The 16,233-nt window shown below is 29.9% G+C and carries 14 protein-coding genes and 2 riboswitches; of the genes, 5 read left to right on the forward strand and 9 right to left on the reverse strand.

What is annotated here, in order from left to right; translation table 11 throughout:
• Positions 1-76 precede the first annotated feature (76 nt).
• The gene (locus B4L98_RS04045; RefSeq protein ID WP_219035233.1) at positions 77-724 is read left to right on the forward strand and encodes a T9SS type A sorting domain-containing protein; all 648 of its coding nucleotides are present in this window, start codon (positions 77-79) and stop codon (positions 722-724) included.
• Positions 725-795: 71 nt separating this feature from the next.
• Here the strand turns inward: B4L98_RS04045 and B4L98_RS04050 are convergent, their stop codons facing one another.
• The 3 genes from B4L98_RS04050 to B4L98_RS04060 form a co-directional block, all read right to left on the reverse strand.
• Positions 796-2,862, reverse strand: a complete 2,067-nt coding sequence (locus B4L98_RS04050; protein WP_291049271.1) for a protein-disulfide reductase DsbD family protein — start codon at positions 2,860-2,862, stop codon at positions 796-798.
• Positions 2,856-4,163 (reverse strand): tRNA lysidine(34) synthetase TilS, encoded by a 1,308-nt coding sequence (tilS, locus tag B4L98_RS04055; protein WP_286496179.1) that lies wholly within the window; start codon positions 4,161-4,163, stop codon positions 2,856-2,858. The genes B4L98_RS04050 and tilS overlap by 7 nt, the downstream gene beginning before the upstream one ends.
• A gap of 111 nt (positions 4,164-4,274) precedes the next feature.
• Positions 4,275-4,682 carry an RrF2 family transcriptional regulator gene (locus tag B4L98_RS04060; protein ID WP_219035236.1) on the reverse strand — a complete coding sequence of 136 codons (408 nt, stop codon included), beginning with the start codon at positions 4,680-4,682 and terminating at the stop codon, positions 4,275-4,277.
• 370 nt (positions 4,683-5,052) lie between these two features.
• On the opposite strand from B4L98_RS04060, the gene B4L98_RS04065 reads away from it, so the two are divergent.
• Positions 5,053-5,487, forward strand: coding sequence for a hypothetical protein (locus B4L98_RS04065; RefSeq protein WP_286496178.1), 435 nt, complete (start codon positions 5,053-5,055; stop codon positions 5,485-5,487).
• A 4-nt stretch (positions 5,488-5,491) separates the two neighbouring features.
• Here B4L98_RS04065 and B4L98_RS04070 read toward each other — a convergent pair whose 3' ends face one another.
• From B4L98_RS04070 to B4L98_RS04085, 4 genes are all read right to left on the reverse strand, one after another.
• A complete protein-coding gene (locus B4L98_RS04070; protein ID WP_286496177.1) occupies positions 5,492-6,130 on the reverse strand; it encodes a LysE family transporter in 639 nt (212 codons plus the stop codon).
• Between the two features lie 83 nt (positions 6,131-6,213).
• Positions 6,214-6,945 (reverse strand): alpha/beta hydrolase, encoded by a 732-nt coding sequence (locus B4L98_RS04075; RefSeq protein WP_286496176.1) that lies wholly within the window; start codon positions 6,943-6,945, stop codon positions 6,214-6,216.
• Between the two features lie 105 nt (positions 6,946-7,050).
• Positions 7,051-9,672 carry a valine--tRNA ligase gene (locus tag B4L98_RS04080; protein WP_286496175.1) on the reverse strand — a complete coding sequence of 874 codons (2,622 nt, stop codon included), beginning with the start codon at positions 9,670-9,672 and terminating at the stop codon, positions 7,051-7,053.
• A 78-nt stretch (positions 9,673-9,750) separates the two neighbouring features.
• Positions 9,751-10,386 carry a hypothetical protein gene (locus B4L98_RS04085; RefSeq protein WP_286496174.1) on the reverse strand — a complete coding sequence of 212 codons (636 nt, stop codon included), beginning with the start codon at positions 10,384-10,386 and terminating at the stop codon, positions 9,751-9,753.
• 119 nt (positions 10,387-10,505) lie between these two features.
• Between B4L98_RS04085 and B4L98_RS04090 the strand changes: the two genes are divergently transcribed.
• Positions 10,506-10,871: a DUF1573 domain-containing protein gene (locus B4L98_RS04090; RefSeq protein ID WP_038334454.1), complete on the forward strand. Its 366-nt coding sequence runs from the start codon at positions 10,506-10,508 to the stop codon at positions 10,869-10,871.
• 74 nt (positions 10,872-10,945) lie between these two features.
• Here B4L98_RS04090 and B4L98_RS04095 read toward each other — a convergent pair whose 3' ends face one another.
• Positions 10,946-11,602 carry a metal-dependent transcriptional regulator gene (locus B4L98_RS04095; RefSeq protein ID WP_286496173.1) on the reverse strand — a complete coding sequence of 219 codons (657 nt, stop codon included), beginning with the start codon at positions 11,600-11,602 and terminating at the stop codon, positions 10,946-10,948.
• Between the two features lie 106 nt (positions 11,603-11,708).
• Here B4L98_RS04095 and B4L98_RS04100 point away from each other — a divergent pair, with 106 nt between their 5' ends.
• Both B4L98_RS04100 and B4L98_RS04105 read left to right on the forward strand, forming a co-directional pair.
• A complete protein-coding gene (locus B4L98_RS04100) occupies positions 11,709-13,763 on the forward strand; it encodes a TonB-dependent receptor plug domain-containing protein (protein WP_219035242.1) in 2,055 nt (684 codons plus the stop codon).
• The gene (locus B4L98_RS04105) at positions 13,763-14,209 is read left to right on the forward strand and encodes a thioredoxin fold domain-containing protein (protein WP_291077615.1); all 447 of its coding nucleotides are present in this window, start codon (positions 13,763-13,765) and stop codon (positions 14,207-14,209) included. Before B4L98_RS04100 ends, B4L98_RS04105 begins: the two co-directional genes overlap by 1 nt.
• A 58-nt stretch (positions 14,210-14,267) precedes the next feature.
• Here the strand turns inward: B4L98_RS04105 and B4L98_RS04110 are convergent, their stop codons facing one another.
• The gene (locus B4L98_RS04110) at positions 14,268-15,449 is read right to left on the reverse strand and encodes a homoserine dehydrogenase (protein ID WP_038331702.1); all 1,182 of its coding nucleotides are present in this window, start codon (positions 15,447-15,449) and stop codon (positions 14,268-14,270) included.
• 127 nt (positions 15,450-15,576) lie between these two features.
• A riboswitch (SAM riboswitch) is annotated at positions 15,577-15,675 on the reverse strand.
• A 445-nt stretch (positions 15,676-16,120) separates the two neighbouring features.
• Positions 16,121-16,220: riboswitch (SAM riboswitch) on the forward strand.
• Positions 16,221-16,233 lie beyond the last annotated feature (13 nt).

The following is a 16,233-nucleotide window of genomic DNA, read 5'->3' on the forward strand; positions in this document are numbered from 1 at the left end:
TTAACAAGGGGAAGATTACACTGTTACTAAAGAAATTGATGACTACGGAAAAGTTACTATCATTGTCACGCAAGAAATGATTGATGAAGCAAAATCGTATATCAAATCCAAAAATTATCCAAAACCAGTTTCTCCAGTAATGCATTACTTAAACTCATTTAATGTAAATATTTACAAAGACAAATTAAAACTTTCTGGGAAAACAGGTGAAGGTGCTAGTATTGTAACAAATACGAACGGAACGTTTTTAACTGTTGAAACTGCAAAATGGGCAAATGCTGTTGCTTACGAAACTTACAATGAAGAAGACGAATTAATTTCTGTTTCTGTTTTAGGTACAGGAGATGTTACGTTTAAAAATACATTTGTAGATTTCCCAGTCAATGCTAAAAAAGTATATGCTGTTGGTTTCGATGGCGCTAAAATACTAGTTTATCCAACTAATTTATCTACTAACGAAAGTATCAAATCTACGGATTTTAATATTGTTCCAAATCCAATCAAAAATGACTCAAACATTAAGATTACACTTAACAATTCAAAAGGACAATACAATTTAAGTGTAATTGACATCAATGGAAAAGTCATCACAAATTCGATTGGAAATATAGATGAATTGAATAAAACTATCAATTCAAAATTCAAATCATTACCAAAAGGTATCTATATTGTTACATTGAAAAATGAAACTTCAAATTACACGAAAAAGATTATTAAAGAATAGTTTAACACGTATAATTCATAAACAAAAAACTCCCGCAAATGCGGGAGTTTTTACTACTATATAAAAGATAATTATTTCGCTTTATACTTCGCGATTCCATCTTGTAACCATTTTAGGTAAACTTCTACATCAAGTTCAGCTTCTAAAGGTTTAGAAAAACGATTCAAATCTTTATCAACCAAAATATAATAAGGTTGAGCATTTGCATTGAAATGTTCAATCTCGAAAGAAGTCCATTTGTTACCAACTGTTTTCAAATTACGATCTAACGCTTTCGAAAATACTTTTTGATCTTCTGGTAATTCTTTTGCTTCGTCAACATATAACGAAACTAAAACAACATCTTCAGCCAAAATTTTCTTCACACGCTCATCGCTCCAAACACGTTCTTCAACTTTACGGCAATTTGCACACGCATGCCCTGTGAAATCTAACAACATTGGTTTTCCAACTTTCGTTGCGTAAGCTGCTGCTTGATCAAAATCTTTGAATGCAGGAATTCCATGAGGTCCAGCAACCATATTTGGATCATCAAATTTAGCTGTTGCTTGTCCACCTCCTACACCTTCGTGGAAACCTCGTGGCGCTTCAGAATAGGTCATTGGAGGTGTTAAACCACTTAATAGTTTTAATGGTCCACCCCATAAACCTGGAATCATGTAAATCGCAAATGATATCGAAACCAATGCAAATAACATTCTCGGAACACCAATTGTTTGCACAGGTGAGTCTAATTCTAATCTAAATTTACCTAAAAGATATAATCCTAAGAAGATAAAAATTGCAATCCAAAATGCTAAGAAAATTTCTCTTGGTAACCAATTCATTTGCCAAACTAAATCTGCGTTTGATAAGAACTTCAAGGCAAAAGCTAATTCAATAAATCCTAAAGAAACTTTGATTGTATTTAACCATCCACCAGATTTTGGCATTGAATTTAACCAACCAGGGAACATCGCAAACAATGTAAATGGAATCGCTAATGCTAAAGAGAAGCCAAACATTCCTACGATTAATGAATAATAGTTTCCTCCTTGCGTCGCTTGAACTAATAACGAACCAATAATTGGTCCTGTACAAGAGAAAGACACTAATGCTAATGTGAATGCCATAAAGAAGATTCCAATTAATCCGCCTTTATCAGCACCTTTATCAGCTGCATTTACCCATTTACTTGGTAATGTCAATTCGAAAGCTCCAAAAAATGAAATAGCAAATACAATGAAAATTGCAAAGAATGCTAAATTCACCCACGGATTTGTTGACATTTCATTTAGGACTGATGGTCCAAAAATAACTGTCGCCAATAAACCTAATGCAACATAAATAACAATGATTGATAATCCATAAATAAAGGCTTTTCCAACTCCTTCTCCTTTCGATTTACTTTGTTTTGTAAACATACTTACTGTCAAAGGAATCATTGGGAAAATACAAGGCATTAATAGCGCTGCTAATCCTCCTAAAAATCCTAAAGAAAAGATTTTCAATAAACCATTATCTTTCTTTTCGTTATCTGCTAATAAAGAATCATCAACTTTTTTGATTGTATCTTGTGTTGCTACAACAACAGCTGTAGAATCTTCTTGAACAGAATCCTGCGTAATTTCATTTACTGCAACAGTATCTTTTGCTTCTGTAGCATCTGCTGGCTTTGCCTCTTCTTTCGTCTCTTCAACTTTTGCGGAAGGCGTTAATTTTATCGTTCCGCTTGTTTCATCTGGTGGCAAACAACGTTCGGCATCACACATTTGAAATTCTATTGTGTACGATACATTTACAGGTTTATCACCCGAAACTTTCACTTTTTGAACAAATTTTACTTGATTTTCGTAATATTTTTCATCTTGTTCAAAAATTTGGCTGTATTTATCTATACGTTTTCCAACTTCGCGCGTACCTCCAATCAATTTTGCATTTGCAGCTGGTTTAAATGATGCACTTGCTGGAATTCCAATTCCTCCATCAGGATGTTTCATTGAATAAAGGTGCCAACCTCTATCAATTTTTCCTGTTACCTCGATTTCAAACTCATTCTGTCCAACCTCCTTCACCGAACTCGACCATTTTGCAGGACTAAATAACTGTGCGTTGACTAAAATTGGAAACAAAAAAAGTATCCAAAGTTTCTTTAACATACTGTAATGTTTAAAAAGTTTTTACTTGTTTCTGTCGTTTTGAAACGTTCATCCAAACGATGATTTACCACCCAAATAATTTGATCTTTTTGGTCACAAAGCAACCAAACCTTCTCTTTTTCTAACTTAGAAAGTTTCAAATCTTTCATAAACTTACTCAACAATTTTTTTTGACCTTTCATTCCAATTGGATAAAAGAAATCTCCCTCTTTCACTTTTCTAAGTTTAAGCGGAAACAAAATTGATGTAAAGTCTACTATTTCAGTAGCGTTTTCGTGTGGATTTATCGATTTCACGAACTTCAAATTTAACGAATTGATTTCAATTAACTCATCAAAAATCGTTAATTCATCTTCATTTTCTTCTTCTATTTTTTGCAACAACAAATTTTCTCGATTTTTAATTAATCGATAAGTTGCTGATTTTATTTCACTTCCCGTTTCTGCATCCAAAAATTTTAAAATTTCTTTGCTCGACGAAAATCCATATTTTTCGAACAAATAATGTAAAAATGTTTCTAATGGTTGAAGTTTTTTTAATGCTGAAATTTCAATTTCAATCGGATTATCTCCTGAGAATAAATCACTTCTAACTTCTCCAACTTTATTTTGTACAATTTGATAATTATCATTGATATGATTTAAACTTGACAAAAAATTCTCATCAAATTGCGGATGAAGCTCTTTTAGAATTGGTGTAATGTGATGACGAATCTTATTTCTAGTATAATCATCCGTCGCATTCGTATAATCTTCTCGCCAATTTATTTCATTTGATTTTGCATATTCCAACAAATCATTTTTTGTAAAATTTAAAAGTGGACGAAAGATTTTTCCATTATCAATTTGCATTCCAACCAAACCTTTCAAACCTGTTCCACGAGAAAGATTAATCAAAAAAGTTTCAATATTATCATCCAAATGATGAGCTGTCACCAAAACATCCAAACAATTTTGTTGTTGAACTTGCTCAAACCACTCATAACGCAAATTTCGGCAAGCCATTTCTACCGAATAATTTCCTACTTTCTGATAAGCCGCAACATCAAAACGAGTCGAATGAAACGGTATATTATATTTTCCACAATATTCTCTCACAAACAATTCATCGCCATTTGCGTCTTCTTCACGCAACTGAAAATTACAATGTGCCACCTGAAAATTTGCAGCTGTTTGACGGAATAAATCTAACAAAACCATACTATCAATCCCTCCACTAATCGCCAATAAATAACGATGCGTAGAAAAAGAACGTTGTTCTAAAAGTTCTTTAAACTCTTGTTGTATAGATCTATTTTTCATGAAATACAAATGTTCGAAATTAGGAAGAATTCTCGAAAAAGAGTTATACTTTTTTTCTTCATTCTTATAAAATTTTACAATAAAAAAGCCTGAAAAACTCAGGCTAAAGATTTATTTTAAACTTTCTAAAGATTTATTTTCAAGAATTTCTAAAGTCGAATCTCTCAATTCAACCATCACCTTATTCAATGTACAAATGCCTTCGTTAGGGCAATCATCACATTTTTCGTAGTAATTTTTACTTACACAAGGTAAAAGCGCGATTGGTCCTTCTAAAACACGAATCAAAGATGCTAAACTAATATCTTTCGCATCACGTGCCAAATAATATCCACCACCTTTTCCTTGTTTCGAATTGACAAAGCCTAACTTTTTTAAATCCAATAAAATAGCCTCCAAGAATTTTTTCGGAATAACTTCTGTTTCAGAAATTTGTCCGATTAAAACTGGTTTGTTACTTTCTTGTCTGGCCAAATGAGCCATTGCTTTTAGTCCGTATTTTGTCTTTTTTGATAACAATTCTATAAGATTTAACTACAAAAATAACGTTGATTGTTGTATAAAACAAATATAAAATTAAATCGTTGAACCGAGATTTAAAAATATTTCATCAAAAAATCAATTACCTTTTGAGTTGTAGAATTATAGGGATAATTGAGAAATTTTGAAGGTGATAAAAACCAATTGACTTTTAAAATCGGTTTCATATGTGAAAAACTCTTTCTAAATATATTTTTCGCTAATAAACAGTAAGATGACGAATATTTGCTTTATTCTTACATTGCTTATCATAAATCTCATCTATTTTCGTTTTAAAATCTGGCACATGAAAAATTTTGAACGTTAATTTAACACTATTTTAAGTATTTTTAATCCCAAAAAGCAACAAATGAAAAATAATCTTACTTTGATTGACAAATTAAATCACATCAAAAATTTATTTATTATTGGTAAAAGTGATGGTAATTTGAATGAAAAAGAGATTCAAATTATCTCTGATATTGCCAAATTTCATGAGCTTTCTGCCAAAGATATAAGTTATATTTTGAACGAGAACACGAAGTTTGATTTTACGTTGCCAAAAACCTTTACTGATCGACTTTCTTTGTTGTACGACGCTGTTTTGTTAATGGTTGTTGATTTGAATATTCATCAAAATGAAAAAGCAATTTGTATTGATTTAGCTAAAAAATTTGAATTTAATCCTCAAATTATTGATGAATTAATCGAAGATATTTTGAGTTATATTTTAGAAGGAAAAGAATGCGATGAAGTGATGGAATATTTGCTTAAATACTCGCATCCAAAGCAAAATTTGAATTAAATTTTTATTGAAAAAGTTGATAAATCGTTAACAAAGAAATCACACTCGTCACTCCTCCTATTACATAGTTGATATTCTTTAAAATAAACGAATCTTCTTCTGATTTTGAATTAAAAAATTTCAGATACAGACCAAAAATAATCATCGAACCAATAACGACTCCTAAAGCAAAAACTGAGCTATTTGGTTGTCCAAAAACATTAACATTATACGAAATCAACGTTGCGCTTAAAAATACATAAAAAGGTATTGGAAAAACATTTATGGCAGATAACAATAACCCATAGATGAATTTATTTTTCTGTTTTACATTACCTTGTTGTTTTAGCTTTTTATTCTTATTTTTTTGATCTTGTTTCTTTGCAAAAAAGAGAAAATAAATCGTAATAATTACAAAAACAGCTAATCCAACTTCCCTAAAAATTTTAGTAACTTCTTCATTAAAATCAATAAATTTTGCCAGAAAAATTGCCAAATAAACCTGAATTGCAATCGTAATCGCTGTTCCAGACATAAAACTATATGCACTTTTAGTACCTTCTTGTTTCCCAATTTTTACCACCGTCATATTCAACAATCCAGGAATGGATGATCCAATAAAAGCTGTGAAAACTCCGATTAAAAGTAGTTCTAAATACTGCATTAATTCTTTTTAAAAAGGTTTGCAAATTTAGACAAACTTGTTGGAGAAACCTATTGAAGTAATATGAATCATTTAAAAAAATATTACTTAAACATCCATATTAACGCTGATTTTATTGAAGAATTGAAAATTGTGAAATGATTTTGCGAAGGATCATGTAAATAATTCCAATTTGATTTCAAGTTATCTTTTTCGCGTAATTTTTCTACAAATTGATCTGTAAACTTTGAAATTGAAATAGTTTTAGAACTTGAAATCCAAATCTTTTTATTTTCTAATAGATTAAAATCAAATTTTTTACAATAAGAGTCAAACAATTCGTGGTTATTCCACCAAAGCGAAGGATCAATTGCGATATAAGAATCAAAATAATGCGAAAAATAAAACAATATATCCATTACCAATAATCCGCCTAAAGACTCACCAACAATAGTTTTCGAATTATTTGTATAGTAATTTTTCGAAATATAAGGAAGTAATTCTAATACAATAAATTTCTCAAAATATTCTGCATTTCCATATTCTGGAACCCATTTTTTATCTTTTGCAATGTATGTATTTCTTGTAAAATCTAAATTTCGATTAATATTTTCAATTCCTACAATCATCAATGGTTGAATATGATTTGATATAATTAACTCATCAATTAGTTTTGATATTTGCTTAAATTTTTCATTAATTCCGCCATCTAATAAATACAAAACAGGCAAACTTTCATTTATAAAACGCTCTGGTATCCAAACAAAAATATTTCTTTCTTGGTTTAAAAAATCAGAATACAACTTTTTCTTTTTGTAATTTAATTCGCTTGACATTTATACTTTTTTGAGGCTTTATTAAAGTTAATCGAAAAAAATCAATAAAAAAACCACTCCAAAATTTGGAGTGGTTTTTCATATATTTTAAAAATTAAATTAAAATTACAAAGCTTGTAACTGCTCTTCAATTTGAGCAATTTTAGATAATGCATCAGCCTCTTTTTTACGTTCTGCATTAATCACTTGTTCTGGCGCACCAGCAACAAATTTTTCGTTTGATAATTTTTTACGAACCGAGTTTAAGAAACCTTGGTTGTAATCCAACTCTTTTTGTAATTTCTCACGCTCAGCTTCAATATCGATATTATCAGACATCGGAACCATAAATTCTAACGTACCAACACGGAAAGCAAAACCTTTTTCTGGTTTATCACCTGTATTGAAATTAGAAACATTTCCTAATTTAGAGAACACATCTACATAAATTTCATTCGCAGCTTGAGCATCAGCAAAAACTTCTAATGCTTCTTTTGGTGACATTCCTTTTTCTGAACGTAATCCACGAATAGCAGTTGTTGCTTCTTTTGTATTTTCAAAATTCTTGATAATCTCTTCATTGAAAGATGTTACTTCAGGATATTTAGAAATAATTAAGGCTTCGTTTTCTGTTCTTTCAGCAATTAAATGCCAAATTTCTTCTGTTAAGAAAGGCATAAATGGATGTAAAACTTTCAATACATTTTCTAAATAAGAAATTGTTGCTGCATAAGTTTTTGCATCAATTGGCTCACCAAAAGTAGGTTTAATTGCTTCTAAGTACCAAGAACAGAAATCATCCCAAATCAATTTATAAATTGCCATCAATGAATCAGATAAACGATATTGATCGTAATTATGTTCGATATCTGCTAATGCTTGTTGGAATTTATTTTCGAACCATTCAACCGCTTTTGTTTGAGCAGAAGTTTGTTCTAAATCTTCTTTCACTTCCCAACCTTTTATTAGACGGAAAGCATTCCAAATTTTATTCGCAAAATTACGTCCTTGTAGACACAAATCAACATCGAAAGGTAAATCGTTCCCAGCAGGCGCTGTTAGCAACATTCCCATACGCGTAGCATCTGCACCATATTCGTTCATCAATTCGATTGGATCTGGTGAATTCCCTAACGATTTTGACATTTTACGCCCTTGTTTATCACGAACAATTCCTGTGAAATATACATTTTCGAAAGGTAATTCGTTACGATACTCATATCCAGCCACAATCATACGCGCAACCCAAAAGAAAATAATATCTGGACCAGTTACTAAATCTTGTGTTGGATAATAATAATTGATTTCTTCATTTTCTGGCTCATTGATTCCGTTGAAAACAGAAATTGGCCATAACCAAGAAGAAAACCAAGTATCTAACGCATCTTCGTCTTGACGTAAATCTTCGATTGTTAATGTAACATTTCCTGTTTTTTCCTGTGCTAATGGTAAAGCTTCTTCTTTTGTTAGAGCAACAACGAAATCTTCGTTTCCATCACCATAGAAAAATGCAGGAATTTGGTGTCCCCACCATAATTGACGAGAAATGTTCCAATCTGTTACATTTTCCATCCAATTACGATATGTATTTTTAAATTTCGCAGGATGAAATTTAATCGTATCATTCATTACATTTTCTAAAGCTGGTTTAGCTAAATCTGTCATTTTCAAGAACCATTGATTTGAAATTTTAGGCTCAATCACCGCTCCTGTTCTTTCAGATGTACCAACTTTATTATTATAATTTTCTACTTTTTCAAGTAAACCTTTTTCTTCTAATTCTTTCTCGATTTCTTTACGCGCTTTGAAACGATCTAATCCAGCATAATTTAATCCTAAATCATTTAATTTCGCATCATCCGTAAAAATATCAATAAAATCTAAATTATGTTTTTTACCTAATTCGTAATCGTTCACATCGTGTGCAGGCGTAACTTTAAGACATCCTGTACCAAATTCGATGTCAACATATTCGTCTTCGATAATATTTACTTTACGACCAACGATTGGAACAATAACTTGTTTTCCTTTCAACCATTCATATCGCTCGTCATTTGGATTGATACAAACTGCAGAGTCACCAAAAATTGTTTCAGGACGAGTTGTCGCCACAACAATATATTGATCAGTTCCGTCAACTTGATATTTTAAATGATATAATTTTCCATTTTTATCAACATGAATAACTTCTTCGTCAGAAATATTTGTCTTTGCTTCCGGATCCCAATTTACCATACGGTATCCACGGTAAATTAATCCTTTGTTATATAAATCAACAAAAACACGTTGAACAGATTCAGATAAATCTGGATCCATCGTAAATTTCGTACGATCCCAATCGCAAGAAGCTCCTAACTTTTTTAATTGGTCTAAAATAATTCCACCATGTTTATGCGTCCAATCCCAAGCGTGATTTAAAAATTCTTCACGACCGATATCAAATTTAGAAACACCTTCCTCTTTTAACTTCGCAACAACTTTCGCTTCAGTAGCAATTGAAGCATGGTCTGTACCTGGTACCCAACAAGCGTTAAATCCACGCATACGCGCACGACGAATTAAAACGTCCTGAATCGTATTATTTAACATATGTCCCATGTGCAAGACACCTGTTACATTTGGTGGTGGAATGACGATTGTGTAAGCTTTTCTTTCATCTGGAGTAGATTTAAAATACTTCTTCTCCATCCAGTATTCATACCATTTTCCTTCAACTTCCGTTGGCGTATATTTAGATGCGATTTCCATTATTTATATATGACTTAAAATAAATTTGGGCAAATTTACACAATCTGCCCAACATTTCTAAGATATTATATAATTTGTTTATTTATTCAATAAATCAATAAGTTTAATTAAATCTTGTTCTTTTTTTATGCTAAGTTTATTTGTACTTACAATTTGATTTACGTCTTTATCTGTAAAATCTTTAAATTTTTTAGTTGAATTTGGAACATTATACATTTTATCACTATAACCAATCAATAATTTCTCTTGTTTAAAATAATTTCTCTTATTAGAAGCATTTAAACCACCAGCACCAAGACCATCTACTCCATCATTAGATAATTTTCTATAAAGTACAATTTTTCGATCTAAAGGTGATAATACTTGTAAATATCTTGATGTTAATGTACCCCCATCAATATAACTTACATACTTAAGAATTTTACCATCATCGAATCTAATAGTCTGGTTTGATAATTTATTCATTTTATATAAATATCCATCTCTTAAAAACTCTAAATCGTCTAGTAATGCATTATATCTAAAATTCTCCTTTTCTTTGAAACCATCTATACTTGCAGGAAGAAAATTAACATTAAAATATTCATCTTTATTAGTAACTCCTTCTGTATATTTCTGTTGTTTTACTTCTGCAACAATAGTTTGTAGATTATATTCATTAACAGTAGCTGTAGAAGACATTTGTGCATTAGTAAAATTGTAAACTAGAAGCATTATTGTAACAATTATTCTTTTCATATTAATATATATTAATTATTTTAGTACTAAAATACAAAAAAAGGTAGACTTTTTGTATTATTTATTTTAACTTTGGTTACAAATTAATTATCGTCATGAAAAAATTAATGTTTTTAGGTGCTTTTGCTTTAGGCGTTACAAGTTTATTTGCTCAAACACTTAGTTTAGAAAAAGAAGAAATTCAATTTGGAAATATAAAGTTGAATACCGAAGTAACAGCTAAGATGAAAGTAACCAACTCAGGTGATAAACCTTTAATTCTTAAAAGCGTTGTTGGTTCTTGTGGATGTACAGTTCCTGAATATCCTACAACACCTATCGAACCAGGAAAATCTGCGGATATTACCGTTAAATATTCAAGTGGTTCTGTGACTGGAGATTTCAATAAATCTGTAACAATCACATCTAACGATCCAGTTTCTTCTCGAAAAATTTTCAGAATAAAAGGAAAAGCGGAATAATTGTAAAGCAAGTTAAATAACTTGCTTTTTTAAGTTAAATAACTTGCTTTTTTCTTTTTATAAATTAAAAACCATTATCTACCTAATAATCTTGAAGTCACATGATTACTAAATATTTCAATTTCATTTGATTTTAGGAACTTAACCTTCATTGTTCCATCAAAATCTTCAACAGAAATGATTTCAATTTCATCATTCAAATGAATATTTTTTGAATTCAAATACTTCAAAAATTCATCAGAAGAACCAATAACAGCGCATATTTCTACTTTATCACCTTCTTTAAATTCGGCCAATTTTTTGTAATTGATAATTTCTATTTTTCCATTTTTATCTGGAATTGGAGAACCATGCGGATCTAATTTAGGAAAATTCAATAATTCGTCCATTTTATCGAAAAAAATTGGACTTTGAATATGTTCTATTTGCTCAGCAATTTCATGAACTTGTTCCCAACCAAATCCCATTTTATCTACCAAAAACATCTCTGTTAATCGGTGTTTTCTTACAATCAAAGAAGCTTTCAGAATTCCTTTATCAGATAACCGAAGTGGTTTATACGATTCATAAATCACCAATTCTTTTTCAGCTAATTTTTTCATCATACTGTTTACAGTAGGCATTTTTATTTCCAAATGCTTACTCAAATCCTTCACATTCACTTCTCCTTTCCCATTTTCAGAAAGATGAAATAATGCTTTTAGGTAATTTTCTTCGACCAATGAATTCATGGAAACAAATATAGTTGAAAATTAAGTAAAATTTAAAAATTCATTTTTAATAATATTTTTGTTAGATTTGTCTAACTTTTTAATTTGATTATAAATTTTACTTAACATGAAAACAACATTTTATTTATTCATCACCTTAACCTCCATTCTATCAAATGCTCAGGAACAAAAAGATTCTATTTATATGGAAGATTCTTCAGAAAATTTAGATGAGATTGTAATTACAGGAACAATGAAAGCTGTAAGAAAATCTGATAGTCCAGTTCCAATTGAAATCTATACACCAAAGTTTTTTCAAAAAAATCCAACACCTTCATTATTTGACGCTGTACAATTAATAAATGGTGTTCAACCACAACTAAACTGTAATGTTTGTAACACAGGTGATATTCATATTAACGGAATGGAAGGTCCATATACCATGATTTTAATTGACGGAATGCCAATTGTTTCTTCTTTATCTACTGTTTATGGTTTGAGCGGAATTCCGAACTCTTTGGTAGAACGAATAGAAGTTGTAAAAGGACCAGCATCTTCCCTTTATGGAACAGAAGCCATGGGTGGTATAATTAATGTAATTACGAAATCTCCTAAATCTGCTCCAAAATTATCTTTGGATGCTTTTACAACTTCTTGGTTGGAAACCAATCTTGATGGTGGATACAAATACAATTTAGGAGAAAAGGTAAATAGTTTATTTGGTTTTAATTACTTTAAATATGGTAATAAGAAAGATAAAAATAACGACGGTTTTACGGATGTAACGTTACAAGATCGCATCACGTTATTCAATAAATTTGATTTTGAACGTCAAAAAAATAGAACAGCATCAGTTGCTTTACGTTATTTATACGAAGATAGATGGGGAGGTCAAATGAATTGGAAAAGAAAACTACACAGAGGAAGTGACGAAGTTTATGCCGAAAGTATTATGACAAATCGTTTTGAAGCGATAGGAATGTATCAATTACCTATAAAAGAAAAAATAATGACTCAATTTTCTTATAATTTTCATCAACAGAATTCATTTTATGGTCCAGAATCTTATCAAGGAAAACAACAAGTTATTTTTGCTCAAGCTTATTGGGATAAGATAATTGGACAACATAGCTTACTTTTAGGATCTTCATTTAAATATACTTATTATGATGATAACACAAGAGGTACTGGAGAATATGATGAGGATAATAATCTAATCAAGAATAACCCAATGAATACACAGATTCCTGGTATTTTTGTACAAGACGAATGGACATTAAATTCTGAAAACAAATTATTACTTGGTTATCGATTTGATTATGATAAAACACATAAAGGAATACATTCTCCAAGAATTGCATACAAATTTTCACCTTCATCTCATCATACTTTAAGAGCAAGTTTTGGTACGGGATTTCGTGTTGTGAATGTCTTCACAGAAGATCATCGTGCATTAACTGGAGCTAGACAAGTAGTTTTTGAAAATGAATTAAAACCTGAAAAATCATATAATGGAAATATTAATTATGTATTCAAACTACCAACTTCTTTCACCGCTTTAAACTTTGATTTTACAACATTCTATTCTTATTTCACAAACAAAATTATTGCTGATACAGATACTGACGAAACAAAGATTATCTATGACAATTTAGATGGACACGCAATATCTCAAGGAGTTTCTTTAAACATAGATGCAACATTTGACTTTCCTCTAAAAATAATGCTTGGCGCAACCTATATGGATGTATACAAAAAAGAAGATGGAGAAAAAGAAGTTCAATATCATGCACCAAAATGGTCTGGAAATTTCTTAGCAAGTTATACATTCAAAAAAGGTTTTACTGTTGATTTAACCGCCAATTATAATGACAAAATGAAATTACCTCAAGTAGAAAATGATTATCGACCAGAATATTCAAAACCAACTGTTATTGCAAATATTCAATTAAGTAAATCATTTAAGAATAATATTGAAATCTATGGTGGAATCAAAAATATTTTTAATGTTTTACCAAAAGGCGATGTTATTGCTCGTTGGTGGGACCCATTCGGAGAACCTGGAAATGGCGTTACTCCTCCTAAAGGAAGAAACGATGTTATTTTTGAACCAAATGATTACAGCTATACACCTATGCAGGGAACAAGAGGTTTTATAGGTGTTCGATACAATTTACGTTAATGAAAATCTGGTACTTCATATTCATTTTATCATCATGGAATCTCCAAGCACAGATTTCATTAGAAAAATTTAATTCAATTTCTAATGAAAATCCTAAACCAATTCTGCTTTATTTTTCAACCAATTGGTGTAGTTACTGTATGATTCAAAAGAAACAATTAGAAAAAGATGATGAATTACTTCAAATTCTAAATAATGACATTTATTTTATTGAATTTGATGCAGAAACAAATGAATCTATTATTTTTTTAAACAAAAAATATGAACCTAAATCGAATAAAAAAACTCATCCATTTTTGGAAGAATTTATTGATAAAAACGAACAAATTAGTTATCCATATTGGGTTTTAATCTCAAAAGATTTTAAAATTGAAATGACTTATGCTGGATTAATTAAAAATAAACCACTAAAACTTTTATTGAAAAAGTATTTACAAAAACCTTAATTTTTAGATTTACAAAAAAAAGCCTCAATGTTAATTGAGGCTTTTTAATCACAAAAATTTACTCAAACGCAATTATCGAAAGTTTTGGATTTTCAATAATCTCTTTTTGTTTGAGCTTTTCTATATCAATCACACCAACAATGTGATTGTAATTTTTACTTTGATAACGCTCTTCTATTTCATCAAAAATGTTTGAAACATCATCTGCTTGATTCTCAAAACCGATATAAATTCTCTTTTTTCCTGTTTGATTAAAAACTCCTTCTTCTTTGTTTTCATATTTTCGAATCGAATATTGATAATCATATTTTAACGCAGAAATATCACTCAAAACAGCCGAAGAAGTTGGGAAACGTCCTGCTCCTTTTCCGTATAAAAATTGTTCATCCGAAAGCGAACTTCCAATCAAAACACCATTATATTCGTTGTTTACAAGCGCAATTGTTTTATTTAATTCAACAAAAGTTGGTAAAACTGTTGATGTAATTTCACCTGTTTGATGATTAATTTTAGAATTCGCAATCAACTTTATTGTATAATTTTTTTCTTTCGCGTATTTAAAATCTTCCACTTTCAATGAGGTAATTCCTTTTCGAATAACTTGCTCAACATCAATCTTTTTACCAAAAGCATGCAAGGTAATAATTGCTAATTTACTCGACGCATCAAAACCCTCCACATCAGCCGTTGGATCAGCTTCTGCAAAACCACTTTCTTGCGCTGCTTTTAAGGCATCTTGATACGACTCATTTTCATTTGCCATTTTCGTCAAAATGTAATTTGTTGTGCCATTTACAATTCCTGAAACATAATTCAATAAATCGTTATCAAAATATTCTTCTAAATTTCTAATAATCGGAACTGATCCACAAACAGATGCTTCATAAAGAAAAGAAACATTATTTTTTGCTTGCAAATCCAATAATTCTTTGTGATGATCGGCAATCAATTTTTTATTTGCACTTACCACATGTTTTCCTTTATTAAACGCTTTTATAATGATATCATGCGCCGCATCAGCATCCGAAATTAACTCAACAACAACATTTATTTCATCATCATTTAAAATATCATCCGCATTAGTCGAAAATAATTCAGACGGAGCATTTCTAGGTTTAGAATTATCTTTAATCACAATTTTTTTAATTGCAGCATTCAATTGTGGTTTTTCTTCCAATACCTTGTAAATTCCTTCTCCTACAACTCCAAATCCGAACAATCCGATATTTATTTTTTTCATGTATTCTTTTGTTTTAATAATTTTTTATCAGAGAAAAGTGAAGAAAAAAAAATGGTTCAACCGCATAAAAACAATTGAACCATTTTGAATAAAGAATATTATTGAATGATTGGTTTACAGTAGTTTTTATTCATCTTTCCTATAAGGATGGATTTAGCACCTTGATTCGTTAATCAGGTTGCTAAAGTTTCTTTGGGCCATTTCCCTCCACTTTTCTTGATAAAATGTAAATTTTAATGAACTATTTCTGAGGACAAATTTAGGCGAAAGAATTCTATATATCCAAATTAATTTTACTTACATTATTTAATATTTTCCGTAATTAGTGATAAGAATACACTAATTATGAATTTTATTCTATAAATATAAATATGTAAAAATAATTTTCTAAAAAACACAATTAAAAGAAAAAACAAATCTTAATATTTTTTAATAAAAATAGGTTTTTATTAAAAATATTCTAAAAACAATTAGTTTTAACAATTGATTAAAATATTATTTCTTTAAAAATATCATTTTAAAGAATATTTTTCTAAAATAAATTTCAAAAATGACCTATTAGAGATTTTGAACTATTTCAAACAAAAATTATTTCTATGAACCAAATTCTAAACTCGTTTTTTTCAATCTTGATTTTTTTATTCTCAATACTTTAAATAATTTTGCACATAGCTTTATAAAGAAAGATGGAGGGAATAGGCCCGTTGAAATCTTAGCAACCCAAAGTATAGTTGGGTGNNTAAATCCTACTCAAATAGAGAAAGATAAGGACACTCACCTCACA

It is taken from the genome of Empedobacter sp. UBA5528, assembly GCF_002426075.1.
Classification (GTDB): Bacteria; Bacteroidota; Bacteroidia; order Flavobacteriales; family Weeksellaceae; genus Empedobacter; species Empedobacter falsenii_B.

What these genes read in the sequence shown, in the direction of transcription:
- B4L98_RS04045 (WP_219035233.1), top strand. Translation starts at nt 77, where the DNA reads ATGATTGATGAAGCAAAATCGTATATCAAATCCAAAAATTATCCAAAA.
- B4L98_RS04050 (WP_291049271.1), bottom strand. Translation starts at nt 2,862, where the DNA reads ATGTTAAAGAAACTTTGGATACTTTTTTTGTTTCCAATTTTAGTCAAC.
- tilS (WP_286496179.1), bottom strand. Translation starts at nt 4,163, where the DNA reads ATGAAAAATAGATCTATACAACAAGAGTTTAAAGAACTTTTAGAACAA.
- B4L98_RS04065 (WP_286496178.1), top strand. Translation starts at nt 5,053, where the DNA reads ATGAAAAATAATCTTACTTTGATTGACAAATTAAATCACATCAAAAAT.
- B4L98_RS04070 (WP_286496177.1), bottom strand. Translation starts at nt 6,130, where the DNA reads ATGCAGTATTTAGAACTACTTTTAATCGGAGTTTTCACAGCTTTTATT.
- B4L98_RS04075 (WP_286496176.1), bottom strand. Translation starts at nt 6,945, where the DNA reads ATGTCAAGCGAATTAAATTACAAAAAGAAAAAGTTGTATTCTGATTTT.
- B4L98_RS04080 (WP_286496175.1), bottom strand. Translation starts at nt 9,672, where the DNA reads ATGGAAATCGCATCTAAATATACGCCAACGGAAGTTGAAGGAAAATGG.
- B4L98_RS04085 (WP_286496174.1), bottom strand. Translation starts at nt 10,386, where the DNA reads ATGCTTCTAGTTTACAATTTTACTAATGCACAAATGTCTTCTACAGCT.
- B4L98_RS04090 (WP_038334454.1), top strand. Translation starts at nt 10,506, where the DNA reads ATGAAAAAATTAATGTTTTTAGGTGCTTTTGCTTTAGGCGTTACAAGT.
- B4L98_RS04095 (WP_286496173.1), bottom strand. Translation starts at nt 11,602, where the DNA reads ATGAATTCATTGGTCGAAGAAAATTACCTAAAAGCATTATTTCATCTT.
- B4L98_RS04100 (WP_219035242.1), top strand. Translation starts at nt 11,709, where the DNA reads ATGAAAACAACATTTTATTTATTCATCACCTTAACCTCCATTCTATCA.
- B4L98_RS04105 (WP_291077615.1), top strand. Translation starts at nt 13,763, where the DNA reads ATGAAAATCTGGTACTTCATATTCATTTTATCATCATGGAATCTCCAA.
- B4L98_RS04110 (WP_038331702.1), bottom strand. Translation starts at nt 15,449, where the DNA reads ATGAAAAAAATAAATATCGGATTGTTCGGATTTGGAGTTGTAGGAGAA.